The sequence below is a fragment of the Pseudomonas sp. SP16.1 genome (assembly GCF_052682975.1).
Window position 1 is genome coordinate 114,261 of record NZ_JBQYFZ010000001.1, and the last position, 17,116, is coordinate 131,376.

A 17,116-nucleotide genomic window follows, 5' to 3' on the forward strand; every position below is an offset into this window, starting at 1 on the left:
CCCTGAGACAATCAGCTGGGCGGTAGAAGGAGGGGGCGGATTCTACCGCAAAGGTCGCATTCAGGCATATGAAGGTCGGTCATGAGGCTGACAAATGGCCTTCATGCAGCCCCGCGCCTTCAACTGAGCATGAACAGCGCGGCGCCGCCGAACTGCGCGCTGAACTGGCGCGCCTGCATCGGCTTGCCGAGCAAAAAGCCCTGCACCTCGTCGCAGTCGTGCATGCGCAGGAAGTCGAGCTGCGCCTGGGTTTCCACGCCCTCGGCGATCACCGCCAGGTTCAGGCTGTGGGCCATCGCGATGATGGCGCGGGCGATCTGCGCGTCCTGCTCGCCCTCGGGCAGGCCGTCGACGAAGCTGCGGTCGATCTTCAGCACGTCGATGGGGAACTGCTTGAGGTAGTTCAGCGACGAGTAGCCGGTGCCGAAATCGTCCACCGCGATGCACAGGCCCAGGCGCTTGAGGTCGGCCAGGGTCTGCATGGCGCTGGCCACGTCCTGCATCAGGATGCTCTCGGTCAGCTCCAATTCCAGGCAGGCCGGCGGGATGCCGCTATCGGCGATGATCGTGGCGATGCGTTTGTGCAGGTTGCCCTCGGCGAACTGGCGCGCCGACAGGTTGACCGAGATCTTCGGGATGCGGACGCGCTCCTCGTGCCAGGCCTTGAGCTGGCGGCAGGCCTCGGCTAGCACCCAATCGCCGACCTGTACCACCAGGCCGAGTTCTTCCAGCACCGGAATGAAGTCGTTCGGCGGCACCAGGCCGCGTGTCGGATGGCGCCAGCGCAGCAGCGCCTCGACCCCCGTCAGGCGCCGGCCGTCGCCGGAGAACTGTGGCTGGTAGTGCAGCACGAACTGGCCCTGTTCCTGGGCGTGGCGCAGGTCGCTCTCCAGCTCCAGCCGCTCCAGGGCGCTGGCGTTCATTTCGCTCTGGTAGAACTGGAAGTTGTTCTTGCCGCGTTCCTTGGCGTGGTACATGGCGGTGTCGGCGTTCTTCATCAGCTGGCTCAGCTCCTCGCCGTCCTGCGGCGCCAGGGCGATGCCGATGCTGGCGCTGACGAAGAACTCTCGCCCTTCGAGCACGAAGGGCCACGCCAGGCTGTCGAGGATCTGCTCGGCGACGTGGATCGCGCGGTTCAGCGCGCCCTCGCGGGTGGCGCGCGGCTGCAGCAGCAGGGTGAACTCGTCGCCGCCCATGCGCGCCACGGTGTCGTCGCCGTCGACGCAGGCCGACAGGCGCAGGGCCACGTCCTTGAGCATGCGGTCGCCGGCGGCGTGGCCGAGCGAGTCGTTGATCGGCTTGAAGCGGTCGAGATCGAGGAACATCAGCACCACCCACTCCTGATGCCGTTCGGCATACTGCAGGGCGCTGTACAGGCGATCCTGGAACAGGGTGCGGTTGGGCAGGTGGGTCAGGGCGTCGTAGTAGGCCAGGCGATGGATGCGCTGTTCGCTGGCCTTGCGCTCGCTGATGTCGCTGAAGAAGCACACGTAGCTGACCAGGTCGCCTTCCTCGTCGTGCACCGCGGTGATGCCGACCCAGGCCGGGTAGTTTTCACCGTCCCGGCGCTTGAGCCACACCTCGCCCTCCCAGCTGCCGCGCTGGTTGAGCTGGCCGAGGATGTACTGCAGGTGCGCCGCCTGCTGGCGGTCGGCGGTGAGCATGCCGGGCATCTGGTCGAGCACCTGCCCGGCGGAGTAGCCGCTGACCCGGCTGAAGGCCTTGTTGACCTGGACGATGTAGCCGGCCGGGTCGGTGACCAGGATCGCCGCGGTGGAATGCTCGAACACCGTGGCGGCCATGCGCAGGTCCTTCTCCGCGCGGCGCTGCTGGCTGATGTCGCGGCCGACGCCGAGGATGCCCTCGAAGCGTCCGTTCTCGTCCCACATCAGCACCAGGCGCAGCTCCACCGGGATCTTGCGGCCGTCGGCGCGCAGGCAGTCGAAGACGAACAGCTGATCCGGCAGGTCCTTGCGCAGACGCTCGAGGCGGTCGCGCTCGCCGAGGGCGTCGCGGATGCCCTCGAGCAGGATGTACAGGCCGGCCAGTTGCTTGGGGTTGGCCGCCAGGCCCTGGAAGCCATGGGCCATCATCCAGTCGACGGAGTAGCCCAGCACCGGTTCCACCGAGGGGCTGACGTAGTTCAGCGCCAGGCCGCCGTCGGTGGAGAAGATCACGTCGCTGATGCTTTCGGCCAGCAGGCGGTAGCGCTGCTCGCTGTCGCGCAGCGACTGGTTGCGCTCGATCTGTTCGGTGATGTCCTTGGCCACGCCGATCAGGCGACTGACCCGGCCACGCGGATCGCGTGCCAGGGCCTGTTCGCGGATGCTGAACCAGCGCCACTGGCCGTTGCGGTGGCGCCAGCGCAGCACCGATTCGAGCAGCAGGCCGTCGCCGATGACCTTCTGCAGGTTGCGGATGCGCCAGTAGTAGTCGCTGTCGTCCGGGTGCAGCACCTGCTCCCAGAACTCCCCGGCCATCGCCTTGAGTTCGCCGACGCTGTAGCCCAGCTGCAGGCCGAGGCTGTGGTTGCTGAACAGTACCTGCTGGTTCTGCATGTCGTGCACGTAGAGCAGGTCGGGCACCGAGCGAACCACCTCGGACCAGAAGCGCTCGCGCTCGATCAGCGAAAGCTCGATGCGCTTGCGGCTGGTGATGTCGCCGATGCTCAGGGTCACCGCCTGGTAGTCCTGGATCATCTCCGGCAGGCGCAGCACCAGCCAGACGTGGCGCTGCAGGCCCTGGGCGGTGACCAGCTGGGTCTCCAGTTCGACCAGGTTGGGCCCCTCCAGCACGGCCACGGCCAGCCGGTAGCGCAGATCGTCCGGCTGCAGCGGGCCACAGTCGATCAATTGCTGCCAGGCCTGCTCGGTGGACCTGACCCCGAGCAGGTTGAGCGCCACCTGGTTGGCTTCGGTGATGCGCAACTGCTCCAGTAGCAGTTCGTGATGCCGCGCGTCGGCCTGCAACCAGCGCTGCAGGCTATCGCCGTCGCGCAGCCGCTGCTGCAGCAGGAAGCTGCGCAGACCGCTCAGGTCGAGTACGCACAGGGCCACGCCGCTGCCTTCGAAGATGTCCTGGTAGCGTCGGCGGGTCTCCTGCAGCACGCGCATGGCCTGCTGCTCGTCGGTGACGTCGCGCAGCACCCAGACGTAGCCGGTCTGACGACCGCCTTCGCTGATGTCGCTGCGGGTCACGGCGAACAGACGCGCCCGCCCCAGCTCCTCCACCCGCACCAGCTCAGGCCCAAGCTCGCTGGCCTGCTGCGGGCTGTTGAGCAGCAGCGGGTCGAGATCGGGCAGCAGCTCCAGCAGGTGGCGATCCCCGGCCGCCTGGCTGCTCAGGCCGAACAGCGCCTCGGCCTGCGGGTTGAGGTAACGCAGGCGACCGTCGGCCTGCGTCACCAGGATGCGTTCTTCCACCGCGCCGAGTGCGCTGGCCGCCTGGCGCAGCGAGCGCCGCGACTCGGCGTTGAGGCGCTGCAGGCTGCGCTGTTCGCGCTGCAGGCCGTACAGGGTGGCCAGGGTCAGCAGGCTGCACAGGGCGAACAACAGGAACTTGCCGGCCAATAGCGGCATCAGCTGGCTGCCGGCACGGTCCGCATCGAACAGTGCGCGCAGTTGCCAGTCGCTGCCGCCCAGGGGGATCTGCTCCAGGCTCTGCGCCTGCTCCTCGGCGGTGACCGGGGCGGCGACGCGACCGCCCTGCTGCAGATCGTCGGCGCGGGCGATCACCCGGCGGCTCGGCAGATCCTCGAGCAGCCAGCGGTGGTCGCTCTGGTGCTGTTCGCGCAGCCAGCCGCGCAGCGCGCGGGTGCTCATGCGCAGGATGCGCGCGCTGCCGTCGGCCTGGCGCAGCAGCAGGTAGAGCGCGCCGCCGTCGCGGGCGTCGAAGGCGAAATGGTAGGGGGCCGCGCCGCTGCGCTGCAGCAGGTCGTGAATCAGCGTCAGGTCGGTGGCGGCTGCGGCGCTGTCGGCCAGCACCTGGCCCCGGGCGTCCAGCCAGGCCAGGCTGTGCAGGGTCGGGAAGATGCCGCGCAGGGGGATGAGCAGTTCGTCCGCGCTGGCGCTGCCCGGTTCGACGCCTTGCAGCATGGCCTGGCCGGCCTGCGCCTTGAGGCGCATGCCCAGGCTCAGATGCTTGGCCAGCTGCTCGCCATAGCTGCGGCTGAGCCGCTGCTGGTTGTCCAGCAACTGGCGGTATTCGTGCAGCAGCTGCCAGGCCAGCAGCCCCAGCATCGCCAGCACCAGCACCACCAGGGCGCGCTTGAGCGATTCGCGGCGGCGCGGTGCGTGCGACTCTCCCTGAGACGACGAAGGCGATGATGAGGAGGTCGACACGTCTTAGAACCTGTTCAAAAGTCTCGCGAGCTAGAGCAATGCAAGGCGCTACGTTACTAACAGCCTCCGGCTGGCCAAAACAGGCGAGGGGCGGTCGGAGTCGCGGGCGACTTTACGAGTTGTAAATGAGCAGTACTCGCTCCGCTCGCCCTTCGGGCCGGTCTAAAGGCTGTTCGGTGGCAAGCCACCGTCCGAGCCTGTTTTTAACGCAGCAGTGCCGACGCGCAGCAGACTTTGAACAGGTTCTGAACCTGCAGCTACTGCGGAGTGTCGGGCGCGCGGGCAAGCCTGCGCTCGCGCGAGTCGGCTAGCATGCCTGCAAACATGGCCAAGTGCCAGCCGAACCGACGAGCGTAGGTTTGCCCTGTCTCGCGCATTCCGGTAGCTTTGCCCCGCGCGCGTTCTGTTCATCTGCGCGGTACTTGGCGTTCGCCACAGCAGGGGCTAAGGTCTCTGCGCTTCGCGCCCGCGGCGCGCCGTTTTTACCCCTATTCCCATCAGTCAGGTTATCCATGGCTCAGTGCGTGGATCTGCGCTATTAGCTTTTAGTCACGTTTTACGATCTTCAGTCGATCCCTTGCGATCGTTGGCTTTCCAGCCTATTCAGCACGGTTTTTCCTCTCGATCTTGTGTTATGGCAGAGATTTTAGTTAGCTTTCGCTGATTCTGGGTCAAATTTAGGCTCCAAAACCTAACTTTTTTCGAAGTGCTCCTGTGATCGCTCCGGCCAGGTTTCGCCAGCAGATTTCCTCTCGTGAGAACAGCAGATAAAGTTCCTCTTATATAAAAGGCTTATTACTTCTCAGGGCATCCACAAGTCGGGCTTCCGCGATGCTGTCGAGAAAACTCAAACAGTGCGGGTGAGGTGATGACGGGCGTCTAGGTTAGACTCGCGTTTTTACGCGTATTCCAAGGAGCAGTTACGTGAACACGGAAAACCATTCCCAGACGGCCGCCTTTCTCTGGTCGATTGCCGACCTGCTGCGCGGTGACTTCAAACAGTCGCAGTACGGCCGCATCATCCTGCCGTTTACCCTGCTGCGGCGCATGGAATGTGTGCTGGAGCCGACCAGGGAAGCGGTGATCCGTGAGTCCTATGCGCAAGAGGGCCGGCCCGATCTGGTGCGTGAGCGGCTGTTGCTGCGCGCGGCCGGGCAGCAGTTCTTCAATGCTTCCAAGTTGACCCTCGGCACGCTGTCCGACACCCAGACCGCCGCTGACCTGATGAGCTATGTGCAGTCCTTCAGCAAGGACGCCCGCGAGATCTTCGAGCACTTCCACTTTGAAGACTTCGTGCAGCAGCTCTCTGCCGCCAACCTGCTGTATCAGGTAGTGCAGCGCTTTGCCGCCACCGACCTGAGCCCCGAGCGCATCAGCAACTTCGGCATGGGCATCATCTTCGAAGAGCTGATCCGCAAGTTCGCGGAAAGCTCCAACGAAACCGCCGGGGAACACTTCACCCCGCGCGATATCGTGCACCTGACCACCTCACTGGTGATCACCGGGCAGGACGACAAGCTCAAGCCCAACAGCATCGTCACCATCTACGACCCGACTGCCGGCACCGGCGGCTTCCTCTCCGAGGGTGACGAGTACATCCAGTCCATCAGCCAGCAGGTCACCGTGTCGCTGCATGGCCAGGAGCTCAACCCCGAGTCCTACGCCATCTGCAAGGCGGATATGCTGATCAAGGGCCAGGACGTCACCAACATCAAACTGGGCAACACCCTGTCCGACGACCAACTGGCCGACAGCCGCTTCGACTTCATGCTCAGCAACCCGCCATTCGGCGTGGAGTGGAAGAAGGTACAGAAGCAGATCACCGACGAGCACAGCGACAAGGGCTTCAACGGCCGCTTCGGCCCCGGCCTGCCGCGCGTGTCCGATGGCTCGCTGCTGTTCCTGCTGCACCTGGTCAGCAAGATGCGTGACCCGCGTGAAGGCGGCTCACGCATCGGCATCATCCTCAACGGCTCGCCGCTGTTTACCGGTGGCGCCGGTTCGGGCGAGTCGGAGATTCGCCGCTACCTGCTGCAGAACGATCTGGTCGAAGCCATCATCGCCCTGCCCACCGACATGTTCTACAACACCGGCATCGCCACCTATGTGTGGGTGCTGAGCAACCACAAGGCCGCCGCCCGCCAGGGCAAGGTGCAGTTGATCGACGGCAGCCAGCACTTTGCCAAGATGCGCAAATCCCTCGGCAGCAAGCGCCAGTACCTCACCGACGAGCAGATCGACGAGCTGGTGCGCCTGTATGGCCGTTTCGAGGAAACTGCGCAGAGCAAAATCTTCCCCGTTGAAGCCTTCGGCTATCGACGCATCACCGTCGAGCGCCCGCTGCGCCTGAACTTTCAGACCAGTGCCGAACGCATCGCCAAGGTGCTGGAAGAAAAAGCCATCGAGAAGCTGGAAGCCTCGGCCCGCCAGCGGCTGATCGAAGCCCTGCAAACCATGGATGCCAGCGTGCTGCACCGCAACCGCGAGCAGTTCAGCAAGTTGCTGAAGAAGGCGCTCAACGCCCGCGACGTATCCCCCAGCACGCCCGAACTGAAGGCCATCCTCAGCGGCTTAAGCGAGCGCGACCCCGAGGCGGATATCTGCCTGGTCAAAGGCCAGCCGGAAGCCGATGCCGGCCTGCGCGACAACGAAAACGTGCCGCTGGGCGAGTCGGTGTACGACTACTTCGAGCGCGAAGTGAAACCTCATGTGCCGGATGCCTGGATCGACGAGAGCAAGCGGGATGCGCAGGACGGCGAAGTCGGCGTGGTCGGTTTCGAGATTCCCTTTAACCGCCACTTCTACGTATTCCAACCGCCGCGCCCGCTGGAAGAGATCGACCGCGACCTTAAAGCCTGCACCGACCGCATCAAGCAGATGATAGAGGGGCTGTCGGCATGACAAATTTGTCGGGAGCAAATTTGAACAACGGCGCAGCCGTTGGCCCGCAGGGCGAGGGCATGGATAGCCCGAGTACGTTTCCGACATATCCGGAATACAAGGATTCCGGCGTGGAGTGGTTGGGAGCAGTGCCGGCGCACTGGGCTTTTACACCTATAAAGCACCTCGCATTACTCAATCCCAGGAAGTCAGACTTCGCTGGTGATACGGAGCAGCTGTGTAGCTTCGTACCTATGGAAAAGCTAAAGACAGGCGTCGTGCAGTTGGATGAAGAGCGTCCAATCGAGGAGGTTATTGGTGGATACACCTACTTCGAAGACGGTGATGTGCTGCAGGCTAAGGTCACGCCTTGCTTCGAAAATAAGAATGTTGCGATTGCCAAGGGGCTGACCAACGGAATTGGCTTCGGCTCTAGCGAAATAAACGTGCTCAGACCCTATCAGGGCGTTAATGCTGAGTACCTTTATTACCGCGTGCAGGAAGACAGTTACATGAGCTTCTGCACGTCCAGCATGATCGGCGCTGGCGGGCTGAAGCGGGTGCCCACAGATGTGATCAATAACTTCAAGATCGCAGCGCCAACGCTATGCGAACAAACCCAAATCGCCCGCTTCCTCGACCACGAAACCGCCCGCATCGACGCGCTGATCGAAGAGCAGCAGCGCCTGATCGAACTGCTCAAGGAAAAGCGCCAGGCCGTGATATCCCACGCCGTCACCAAAGGCCTCGACCCCACGGTAAAGATGAAAGACTCCGGCGTGGAGTGGCTGGGCGAGGTGCCAGCGCATTGGGATGTGCTTCCTGTGTGGATGCTTTTTCAAATGGGACGAGGAAGAGTTATTAGTCACGACGAAATCTCTGAAAATAGTGGTGATTATCCGGTTTACTCTTCGCAGACAGAGCGCGATGGAGTTATGGGTAGCATCAATACATATGATTTTGAGGGCGATTATTTGACGTGGACGACAGACGGGGCGAATGCTGGAACTGTATTTCGTAGGTCTGGAAAATTTAATTGCACTAACGTGTGCGGAACATTGCTTCCCAAGAGGAAAGATGACGATTTAAGGTATTTTGTCGATGCAGTGGGTATATGTACTGCAGCATTTATTCGTCACGACATTAACCCAAAGTTAATGAACAATGTGATGGCATCTATCAAAGTGCCTGCACCTCCTCTAATGGAGCAAACAGCAATTGCTGCTTATGTGAGCGCTTTCAAGGATAAAGAAACAGTGCTAATCCAAGAAGCATTCACTGGCATCTCCCTGCTTCAAGAACGCCGCTCCGCCCTAATCTCCGCCGCCGTCACCGGCAAAATCGACGTGCGCGACTGGCAGCCACCGGCCAGCACCCAAGCCCCCGAATCAGCAGTAGCAGAGGCCAACTAAATGGCGGATAGCAAGGAAGCCCAGTTCCAGCAGGACATCATCACCGCCATGGTCGCCCAAGGCTGGCTCACCGGCCCGGCCAGTGGTTACGACCGGCGCACGGCGCTGTATACCGAGGACTTTTTCGGCTACTTCAAGGAGGCCTGGCCGGAGCGTTGGGACAAGTTCGCCAAGGCCAACCCCAACAACCCGGAAGCCGTGCTGGTGCAGAAGCTGGTGCGCGAGCTGGAGCAGGACGGCACCCTGGACGTGCTGCGCCATGGCTTCAAGCTGCCGGGGGTGAAGATCGAGGCGTGCAGTTTCAAGCCCGACCACGGCATGAACCCGGACACTCTCAAGCGCTACCGGTGCAACCGCCTGCGCGTGGTGCCGGAAGTGTCCTACTCGCCGCACTTCAGAGAAGGTGAGTACAACCCGCGTCTGGATCTGGTGCTGTTCGTCAACGGCATTCCTGTCGCCACGCTGGAGCTGAAAAGCGAGTTCAAGCAGAGCGTGGAAAACGCCAAGCGCCAGTACCGCTACGACCGTCCGGTAAAAGACCCACTGACGCGCAAGCCCGAGCCGCTGCTGACCTTCAAGCGCGGCGCGCTGGTGCACTTTGCCGTGAGCCAGGATGAGGTGGCGATGACCACTAAACTGGCCGGCAAGGAGACCTTCTTCCTGCCGTTCAACCTCGGCAGCCTCGACGGCGGCGCCGGCAACCCGCCCGCGCCGGATGACAGCCAGTACGCCACCGGCTACCTGTGGCAGCGCCTGTTCCAGCCGGATGCCTGGCTCAAGGTGCTGGGCCGCTTCCTTCACCTGCAGAAGAGCGTGAAGGAAGATGCCGATGGCAACCGCATACCGAAGGAAACCCTGATCTTCCCGCGCTACCACCAGTGGGAAGTGGTCAACAAACTGATCGAGACAACCCGCGCCGAAGGGCCGGGCAAGCGCTATCTGATTCAGCACAGCGCTGGTTCCGGCAAGTCCAACTCGATTGCCTGGACGGCGCATCAATTGGCCTCGCTCTACGATGCTGACGGCCAGCGCCTGTTCAACTCGGTTATCGTGATTACCGACCGCACCGTGTTGGACAAGCAGCTGCAGGACACCATCTACCAGTTCGAGCACGCCCAGGGCGTGGTGCGCTGCATCACCCGCGATATCGGCAGCCAGAGCAAATCCGAGCAACTGGCCGAGGCGCTGGCCGAGCAGACGCGCATCATCATCGTCACCATCCAGACCTTCCCGGCGTTGTTTGATGCGCTGGACAAGTACCCGAGGCTTGCCAGCGGGCGCTATGCGGTGATCGCCGACGAGGCGCATTCCTCGCAGACCGGCTCATCGGCCAGCAAGCTCAAGCAGATTCTCGGCAGCGATGCTGTTGCTGGCAAAGAAGGGGACGCCGAAGAAATCAGCGCCGAAGAGCTGCTGGACGCAGCCGTGGCCGCCCGCGCGCCCAACGAGCGCATCAGCTACTACGCCTTTACCGCCACGCCCAAGGCCAAGACCCTGGAGCTGTTCGGTCGCCCGGCCAATCCGGCATTGCCGGCAAGCGCCGACAACAAGCCCGAGGCGTTCCACCTGTATTCCATGCGTCAGGCCATCGAGGAAGGCTTCATTCTCGATGTGCTGCAGAACTACACCACCTACAGCACCGCCTGGAAGATCGCCCACCCGGACGGCGACGACGAGGAAGTGGACTCGAAGAAGGCGCGCATGAAGCTGGCGCGCTGGGTACGTCTGCATCCTTACAACATCAGCCAGAAGGTGGAGGTGATCGTCGAGCACTTCCGCGCCAATATCCGCCACCTGCTGGGCGGCCAGGCCAAAGCCATGGTGGTCACCAGCAGCCGGCAGGAAGCCGTGCGCTACCAGTTGGCGGTGCAGGCCTATGTGAAGCAGATGGGCTACAGCGATGTGCACCCGCTGGTGGCCTTCTCCGGCAGCGTGCTGCCGGATGGGGTGATCCCCGAAGAGGTGACGGAAAGCAGCAGCCTGCTCAACCCCGGCCTGAACGGGCGTGATCTGGCGGAAGCCTTCGACACCCAGGACTTCAATGTGATGATCGCCGCCAACAAGTACCAGACCGGCTTCGATCAGCCTAAGCTGTGCGCCATGTACGTGGACAAGAAGCTGCAGGGCGTGGACTGCGTGCAAACCCTGTCGCGCCTGAACCGCACCTTCGGCGACAGCAAGCCGACCTTCATCCTCGACTTCTTCAACGATCCTCAGGACATTCTCGACGCCTTCCTGCCGTACTACACCAAGGCAGAGCTGACCGATGTGACCGATCCGCAGCTCATCTATGACCTGCAGAAGAAGCTGGATGCCGAGGGCATCTACCACTGGGAGGAAGTGAGCGCTTTCGCGCTGGCCTTCTTCGACCCCAAGGCCGCCGCCAGCAAGCTCAGCTACTACTGCGCGCCGGCCAAGGAGCGCTTTGCCAAGCGCTACAAGCTGGCCCAGGAATCACGCCAGCACGCGCTGGACTTCAAGCGTACCGCCGAGCGCAACGGCGACAGCGTGGGCCTGAAGAAGGCCGAGGCGGCCGTGAAGGAAGCCGGCGAGCAGGTGGATCAGCTCGACCTGTTCAAGAAGAACCTGCAGAGCTTCGTGCGTCTGTACGAGTTCCTCTCGCAGATCATTCCCTATGAGGATCGCGAGCTGGAGCAGCTGTGTGTGTATGCCAAACACCTGCACCCGCTGCTGCGCGTGGATCGCCTCGATCAGGAAGACGTGGACGTGGGCGAGCTGCAACTGACCCACTACCGCCTGACCAAGCGCGCCGAGCACCAGCTGCGCTTGAGTGAGGAGCAAGGCGACTACGGCCTCGACCCGGCCACGGGGTTGGGCAGCGGCAAGCCCCACGACCCGGAGAAGAAGCGGCTATCGGAAATCATCGAGGCACTGAACGATATTTTCGGCGCGGAGGTGAGCGATGAAGACCAGCTGCAATTCCTCACTGGCATCGCCAACCGCATCAGCCGCCAGGAGGATGTCATGGCCCAGGTGAACAACCACTCGGTCGAGCAGGTTATGCACGGCCTGTTCCCCAAACGGGTGCTGGATACCGTGCTGGACGCCATGACCGACAACGAAAAAATGTCGCTGGAAGTGCTGGATAACGAGACCAAGAGCCGGGCGTTTGCGTTGGTGATCTTGAAGATGCTGACGGGGGCTGGAGGTTTGGGGCAAGGTAACAGCGGCGCTGCTGTCTGACCTTCTTGAGCCTGGTATTACTTGCTCTAGTTAGATTTCAGATGGCTTTGGCAGAAGGCTTGAAGGTTCGCAGGCGAGTTCGCCTGCGATGCGGTAGAGCTTCTCGACGGTGATGTTGACCTCGCCACGCTCGATGCGACCTACATAGCTGCGGTCGAGACTGCACGCCAGCGCCAGTGCATCCTGGGAAATCCGGCAGGCCTTCCTCTGCATTCGGATGCGTTCCCCTAACGCCTTCGCCAACTTATCCATGACCGTCTCAATTCAACTTGAGGCGGCAATATCGTGCGTTTGCGGACGTATAGGCCACGGATTATAATCCGCATTTTCGCGCTATTTCTTCTGGTGCCCTCAATGAAATCGGCCTCGTTTATCTTCGACAGGCGTCTGTATGAGCTGCTTCAGGAGCCAGGGCGTACATCGTTTACGACCCGCGAACTGCGCGATGCCTATGCCGCTCGCTTGAGTGGCACACAATTTCGTATCGCCGATGTGCGCCGCTATGTGTATGAGCAGATTCGCCGATTAGTGCGCGCGGGCTGGGTTTCACCGGACGAGGACCGCCGTGTTCGAGGGCAGGTTTACCACCTGCAGCCGATTCCGACACATCTGCAACTCGAACTGATAGACAACGGTTTTGAGAACAGCCTGATGGCCGCCGGAATGCCCGAGCCAGGCACAGCGGTACGCGATGCGGAAGCTTTGCCGCTTGAGTCGTCAGCCAATACGGATTTGCAGTTGGAAGCGCTCCACAAGGAAATCCGCTTGGACTTTCTCACTTCAATGGGCGAGGCAGAGCGATTCAAACTGCTTCTGGAAGAAATGCCGCATTTACGGGACAAGCTTGAAGGCGATTACCTGGAAGCCAGGGATCGCAGTTCTCGCCTCTTGGGGCATCTGCGCGCCATTGAAAAGACCCTCAAAACGCTAGCTGCGCCACGATGAGCCGCTCGCTACGGAGCTGGCAGAACAGCTGCATCACTCGGGCGTTGGAGCACTTTACCGTCACGCCGCACTTCTTCTGCCAGGCAACGCCGGGAGCCGGAAAGACGCGCATGGCTGCAGAACTGGCCAGCCGACTGCTTGAGCAGGACAGAATCGATTTGGTGCTGTGCTTTGCGCCGTCCTGCCAGGTCGTGGAGGGTTTTCGTTCGACCTTTGCGGCTGTGCTAGGCAGGCGTCTCGACGGCCAGATAGGTGCCGTGGGCGCGGCTTATACCTATCAGGCTATGGAATACCGTGATGAGGGATTCTGGCAGCTGCTTGATGACTACCGGGTGTTCGTGGTCTTCGATGAGATCCACCATTGCGCCGGCCACGATCCGCTGCTCAGCAATGCCTGGGGGCAGCAGATACTGCATCGGATACAGGACCGGGCTGCCTTCACGTTGGCCCTGTCTGGCACGCCCTGGCGTTCGGACGACAAGGCCATCGCATTGGCTCGCTACTCTTCGCCCGAGGGGCATTTGATCTGTGATTACCGTTATGGCTTGAAAGACGCCATTGCCGACGGCGTGTGCCGATCCCCTCGCATTGTTCTGCTCGACAATCAGAAGGTGAAACTCACGGAAGAATTGGGTGCGGGTAGCTCCGTTAGGCTGTTTCCCAGCATCGCCAAACTGTTGGGCGAGTCACCTGTCACCTATGAGGAACTGCTGCGTCATGACGAGGTGATCAATCCAATCCTCGATCTTGGCTGCAGCAAGCTGAACGAGCTACGCCAGATCAAACCTGATGCCGCTGGTTTGGTGGTGGCCACCGACATCGAACACGCCCAGCAAGTTGCACTGGCTCTAGAAGCAATGGGTGAAGAGTGCCGCATCGTGACCAACAAAACCCCGGATGCGCAGCAGGTGATCAATGCATTCCGGAGCAGCGCCTGCCGCTGGATTGTGGCCGTCGGAATGATCAGCGAAGGCACCGACATTCCCCGCCTGCAAGTGTGCTGCTATCTCAGCCGTATCCGCACCGAACTGCATTACCGGCAAGTGCTGGGGCGAGTGCTGCGGCGCACAGGTGAGTCCGACGACCAGGCATGGCTATTCATGTTGGCGGAGCCAACGCTTCAGGGCTTTGCGGAGCGAATTGCGGATGACTTGCCTGATGACCTGGCAGTTTTGAGCGATGTGCAGATGCCTGGTTTTACTCCAGGGTCCAGACCTGAGCCGATGGGCACTTTGGGTCATGTCGAAGGTTTCGACGGTGCGGGGTTAGGTGGTGCAGAACCGGGTATTGGACCGCAGCCTACGGACATCATTTCGCTGGATGGCTTTGCAATTGAGCCCGCTTACCAGGTCAGCTTTTCCCAGCATTATCGGCAGCAGCTACTGGCTTGTTTTTGATGCTCAGCCAGTCGAGGGTGATCCAATGATGTTGGTGTTCATGATTCCATAACCGGCCGGCGTCGTGTGGAACGTAATCGTGAGGTGTGCATGGAGATTAAGTCGCAGGCATTGGTCGATGTCGTTGAGGATGTGATCTGCGACGTGTGCCGCTCTGGCACGGGTATTCCCGGCTATGGTCCCCAATACGGCAAGCTTGAAGCCCAATGGGGATATGGCTCCCAGCATGATGGGCAGCACTACCGGGTGCATCTCTGTGAGCCCTGCTTTTTCAGGGTGCTGAGTGGGTTGCGTCGGGAGCGTATGGTCAATGGTATGTTCGATGATGATCAGCCATTTGCTTCCGAAGATTTTGGTCTGGTCAGCAAAGACAACTACTGGGGAAAAAACTGATTGTAGGGTTGAAAATCCATCAGCCGCACCACGTCGAATCGCGGACAAATTAGGGGTAAGCGCGCGGCTTGCCCGTTCTGGTCTCGTAGATTGGAATAATTGAATAAGGAGGTAGCCGCTTTGACCCTTCCGCATGAAAGAACCCGGAGTGTCGTCAAGACCGAAGCTTTTCTCCGCGACCTCTCTCGTAACACCGAACTACCTGATGACATTCGCAGCTATGCGAAAAGCCTGCTCAGACACTACCCGTCCGCCGATCAAGTTTTCTCGCTGGGGCGCCTCGAAGAGTGCCTGGTAAACGACGCTCAAGATGATGAATATCGGCGAAGGGTGATTGCGTTCCATCAGCCGCTTTTCAGTTCGTCGTTAGACTTCACGCTATAGGCGTGAACGCCACGATGCTCAGCACTGATCAAGCCCAGACGGTATCCGCTCGGATTGCGCAACGAGTCAAGCGCCTACCTAAAGGGCAACCGTTCAGCATTAGTTGTTTCACAGGGTTTGGAACGAAAAACGCCGTATCCAAAGCAATATCTCGGCTGGTCAACCGGGGCGAGCTCGAAAGGGTGTATCGCGGGATTTATATGCGCCCGAAACCCGGACGCTACGTTGCCAGGGCTCGCCCCAATCCCTGGAAATTGATTAGCCTGATTACCAAGCAGAAACGCTTGTCTCTGCAGATCCACGGCGCCAATGCCGTCAGAAGGTTTGGGCTCAGCACCCAGATGCCACTCATTCCAATCTATTACACCAACGGAGCCAGCCGTTCAGTATTCATAGGGAAAGCTGAAATTCGGCTGATACACGCGGCACCGATGGTCATGCAGCATGCCGGTACTGAGGTGGGTGCCGCTATCAGTGCATTGTTTTATCTCGGTAAAGGCGGCTCAACTCCTGAATGTATTGCGGCGATCAAGAAAGGGCTCAGACCTGAAGACTTAGTCAAATTGCTGGCCTGCAAACTGCCGAAATGGATGCGAACGGCATTGGAAGCGCAATAGCTATATCGCTACCTTGCGAGCCGCAGGGTAGGGGCTGTAAGAACCAACGTGTTGCCGCCTGTGCATTTTCCACCCACATGCCGGAATTTCATTGACCCAGTTTCGAGCACCAAACGAGTTGTAGAATTTCGCTTTCAGACTGCTGGGTTGGGTCAGAATAGCGTCGGCACCTGGGTCAAAAATGCATTGGCGGTAACATTTGATGTTTGCGGCAGCACCGCCTCCTGTTCCGGATTGGCACAGCAAAAGACTTGATTCGAATTCGGAGGAAACATGGGTATTTCGTATTACCTTGCATGTTTGGAGACCCGGCAATATGTCTGGGTTGGCAGGCTTGACCCACAGGGGGAGGTGCCGGTGACGGATGTCGAAGGCTCCATCGCCATGTTCGCGCTGGTGAATCGGAACAAACCGTTGGTCGTCGTGAGCGAAAGCCATCCGATCCTCGAAGAGGGAATGGAGTGGTCGCCGCCGGCAACGCAAGAAACGTGCAGCGGACAACCATGACGAACCAACGCCAACCGCATCTCCGGACACTCGTCGCGTTACGAGTCATGGCACAGGTCGTCGACGAACAGCTTGAAGTGTTGGCGCTGATGGGAAATTGACCCAGTCGGATTGCTGATTTCTGCATCAGCAGCTGTGGATAAGCATACTCAGCGCAGCTGCTTTTGAATCCTCCTTTGGATAGCCCAGTTCAGTTGTCGAAGACCTGCCACATCCACCGCTGACATGGCACACCAGACCATGCTTGAGCTAACGCAGCGGGGCTGGAAAATCGGCAAAAGGCGCTCCGTTGCGCAGTGCCCCCGGTTAACCTCTTTTTACGAGCACGAGGACTGCCCGATGACAGAGACCCATGAAGACACCAATTGCGATGTATGCGATGCGCTACCACTACGAGAGTGCCGGGATACGGCGAGCAGTTCGGGACGCTCCAGGCGCTCTGGGGCTATGGCGCAGGGCATGATGGCGAACGCTATCGAGTCAACCTATGCGAAAGTTGCTTTTTCGCGGCTCTAGCGTTTTTGAAGCAGGAGCGCCGCGCGCAGAATCTGTTCAGCGATGAGCAGCCCTGCGAGCAACGCCCATTCGGACTAGTCGACCGTGATGACTACTTTGGCGATTCGTAGCCATATCGTAGAGATGAGGTTGTTGGCTCGCCAGCATCGAGCTCAGGCCATGTCAGCACGACTTCTCGCTACAATGGCGTCACCCCGCAATCGTCTAGGGATCTAGCTTGACTGACACAAAACTCACTGAAGTCGAGATGCGGCGCGCACTCGGTCTCGATCCCGCACCATCAGAATCGAAGCAGCCCATACCCAAACAGCACTCCACCTTCACACTCGTTGAATTGAGCGTGCGCAAGAACGGTGGCTCGCCGTTCCGATTCGAGCACCGCTCCCGCTCCATCTGTACTCTCGCTGCCCAACTCGAGGCCGAGAAAGCAGCACGGGAGAAAGGGTATGAGGTCTGGGTCGTGTTGGATATCAGGCAGGTTTCATCATAGAGCCGCAACTGCCGCCAGTCAGTCCAGCCTC

12 protein-coding genes are annotated in these 17,116 nt (G+C 60.6%); 10 read left to right on the forward strand and 2 right to left on the reverse strand.

The genetic code is table 11. The features are described from left to right. Positions 1–119: 119 nt before the first annotated feature. Positions 120–4,238, reverse strand: coding sequence for an EAL domain-containing protein (locus tag ACUTAF_RS00655; protein WP_445582374.1), 4,119 nt, complete (start codon positions 4,236–4,238; stop codon positions 120–122). 1,026 nt (positions 4,239–5,264) lie between these two features. Between ACUTAF_RS00655 and ACUTAF_RS00660 the strand changes: the two genes are divergently transcribed. Genes ACUTAF_RS00660 through ACUTAF_RS00670 form a run of 3 tightly spaced genes read left to right on the forward strand, consistent with a single transcriptional unit; the run spans position 5,265 to position 11,836 of the window. Then, a complete protein-coding gene (locus ACUTAF_RS00660) occupies positions 5,265–7,241 on the forward strand; it encodes a type I restriction-modification system subunit M (protein WP_445578173.1) in 1,977 nt (658 codons plus the stop codon). Then, positions 7,238–8,632, forward strand: a complete 1,395-nt coding sequence (locus ACUTAF_RS00665) for a restriction endonuclease subunit S (protein WP_445578174.1) — start codon at positions 7,238–7,240, stop codon at positions 8,630–8,632. Before ACUTAF_RS00660 ends, ACUTAF_RS00665 begins: the two co-directional genes overlap by 4 nt. Beyond that, the gene (locus ACUTAF_RS00670; protein ID WP_445578175.1) at positions 8,633–11,836 is read left to right on the forward strand and encodes a type I restriction endonuclease subunit R; all 3,204 of its coding nucleotides are present in this window, start codon (positions 8,633–8,635) and stop codon (positions 11,834–11,836) included. Between the two features lie 30 nt (positions 11,837–11,866). Here ACUTAF_RS00670 and ACUTAF_RS00675 read toward each other — a convergent pair whose 3' ends face one another. Next, a complete protein-coding gene (locus tag ACUTAF_RS00675; protein ID WP_023109449.1) occupies positions 11,867–12,088 on the reverse strand; it encodes a helix-turn-helix domain-containing protein in 222 nt (73 codons plus the stop codon). 102 nt (positions 12,089–12,190) lie between these two features. Here ACUTAF_RS00675 and ACUTAF_RS00680 point away from each other — a divergent pair, with 102 nt between their 5' ends. The 7 genes from ACUTAF_RS00680 (at position 12,191) to ACUTAF_RS00710 (ending at position 17,085) form a co-directional block, all read left to right on the forward strand. Beyond that, on the forward strand, positions 12,191–12,781 hold the full coding sequence (locus ACUTAF_RS00680) for a hypothetical protein (RefSeq protein ID WP_055985793.1): 591 nt from the start codon (positions 12,191–12,193) through the stop codon (positions 12,779–12,781). Continuing rightward, a complete protein-coding gene (locus tag ACUTAF_RS00685) occupies positions 12,778–14,178 on the forward strand; it encodes a DEAD/DEAH box helicase (RefSeq protein ID WP_445578176.1) in 1,401 nt (466 codons plus the stop codon). Before ACUTAF_RS00680 ends, ACUTAF_RS00685 begins: the two co-directional genes overlap by 4 nt. A gap of 90 nt (positions 14,179–14,268) precedes the next feature. Continuing rightward, the gene (locus ACUTAF_RS00690; protein WP_201720764.1) at positions 14,269–14,571 is read left to right on the forward strand and encodes a hypothetical protein; all 303 of its coding nucleotides are present in this window, start codon (positions 14,269–14,271) and stop codon (positions 14,569–14,571) included. Positions 14,572–14,691: 120 nt separating this feature from the next. Continuing rightward, complete coding sequence (locus ACUTAF_RS00695; protein ID WP_041104676.1) at positions 14,692–14,955, forward strand: BPSL0761 family protein; 264 nt, start codon at positions 14,692–14,694, stop codon at positions 14,953–14,955. Between the two features lie 14 nt (positions 14,956–14,969). Next, the gene (locus ACUTAF_RS00700) at positions 14,970–15,572 is read left to right on the forward strand and encodes a DUF6088 family protein (RefSeq protein WP_445578177.1); all 603 of its coding nucleotides are present in this window, start codon (positions 14,970–14,972) and stop codon (positions 15,570–15,572) included. Between the two features lie 273 nt (positions 15,573–15,845). Beyond that, positions 15,846–16,079: a hypothetical protein gene (locus tag ACUTAF_RS00705; RefSeq protein WP_055985788.1), complete on the forward strand. Its 234-nt coding sequence runs from the start codon at positions 15,846–15,848 to the stop codon at positions 16,077–16,079. Positions 16,080–16,812: 733 nt separating this feature from the next. Beyond that, the gene (locus tag ACUTAF_RS00710; RefSeq protein ID WP_445578178.1) at positions 16,813–17,085 is read left to right on the forward strand and encodes a hypothetical protein; all 273 of its coding nucleotides are present in this window, start codon (positions 16,813–16,815) and stop codon (positions 17,083–17,085) included. Positions 17,086–17,116: the final 31 nt, after the last annotated feature.

Bases quoted from the DNA above. Each gene is read 5' to 3' on its own strand.
- ACUTAF_RS00655 (WP_445582374.1), bottom strand. From the start codon at position 4,238: ATGCTGGGGCTGCTGGCCTGGCAGCTGCTGCACGAATACCGCCAGTTG.
- ACUTAF_RS00665 (WP_445578174.1), top strand. From the start codon at position 7,238: ATGACAAATTTGTCGGGAGCAAATTTGAACAACGGCGCAGCCGTTGGC.
- ACUTAF_RS00670 (WP_445578175.1), top strand. From the start codon at position 8,633: ATGGCGGATAGCAAGGAAGCCCAGTTCCAGCAGGACATCATCACCGCC.
- ACUTAF_RS00675 (WP_023109449.1), bottom strand. From the start codon at position 12,088: ATGGATAAGTTGGCGAAGGCGTTAGGGGAACGCATCCGAATGCAGAGG.
- ACUTAF_RS00680 (WP_055985793.1), top strand. From the start codon at position 12,191: ATGAAATCGGCCTCGTTTATCTTCGACAGGCGTCTGTATGAGCTGCTT.
- ACUTAF_RS00685 (WP_445578176.1), top strand. From the start codon at position 12,778: ATGAGCCGCTCGCTACGGAGCTGGCAGAACAGCTGCATCACTCGGGCG.
- ACUTAF_RS00690 (WP_201720764.1), top strand. From the start codon at position 14,269: ATGGAGATTAAGTCGCAGGCATTGGTCGATGTCGTTGAGGATGTGATC.
- ACUTAF_RS00700 (WP_445578177.1), top strand. From the start codon at position 14,970: ATGCTCAGCACTGATCAAGCCCAGACGGTATCCGCTCGGATTGCGCAA.
- ACUTAF_RS00705 (WP_055985788.1), top strand. From the start codon at position 15,846: ATGGGTATTTCGTATTACCTTGCATGTTTGGAGACCCGGCAATATGTC.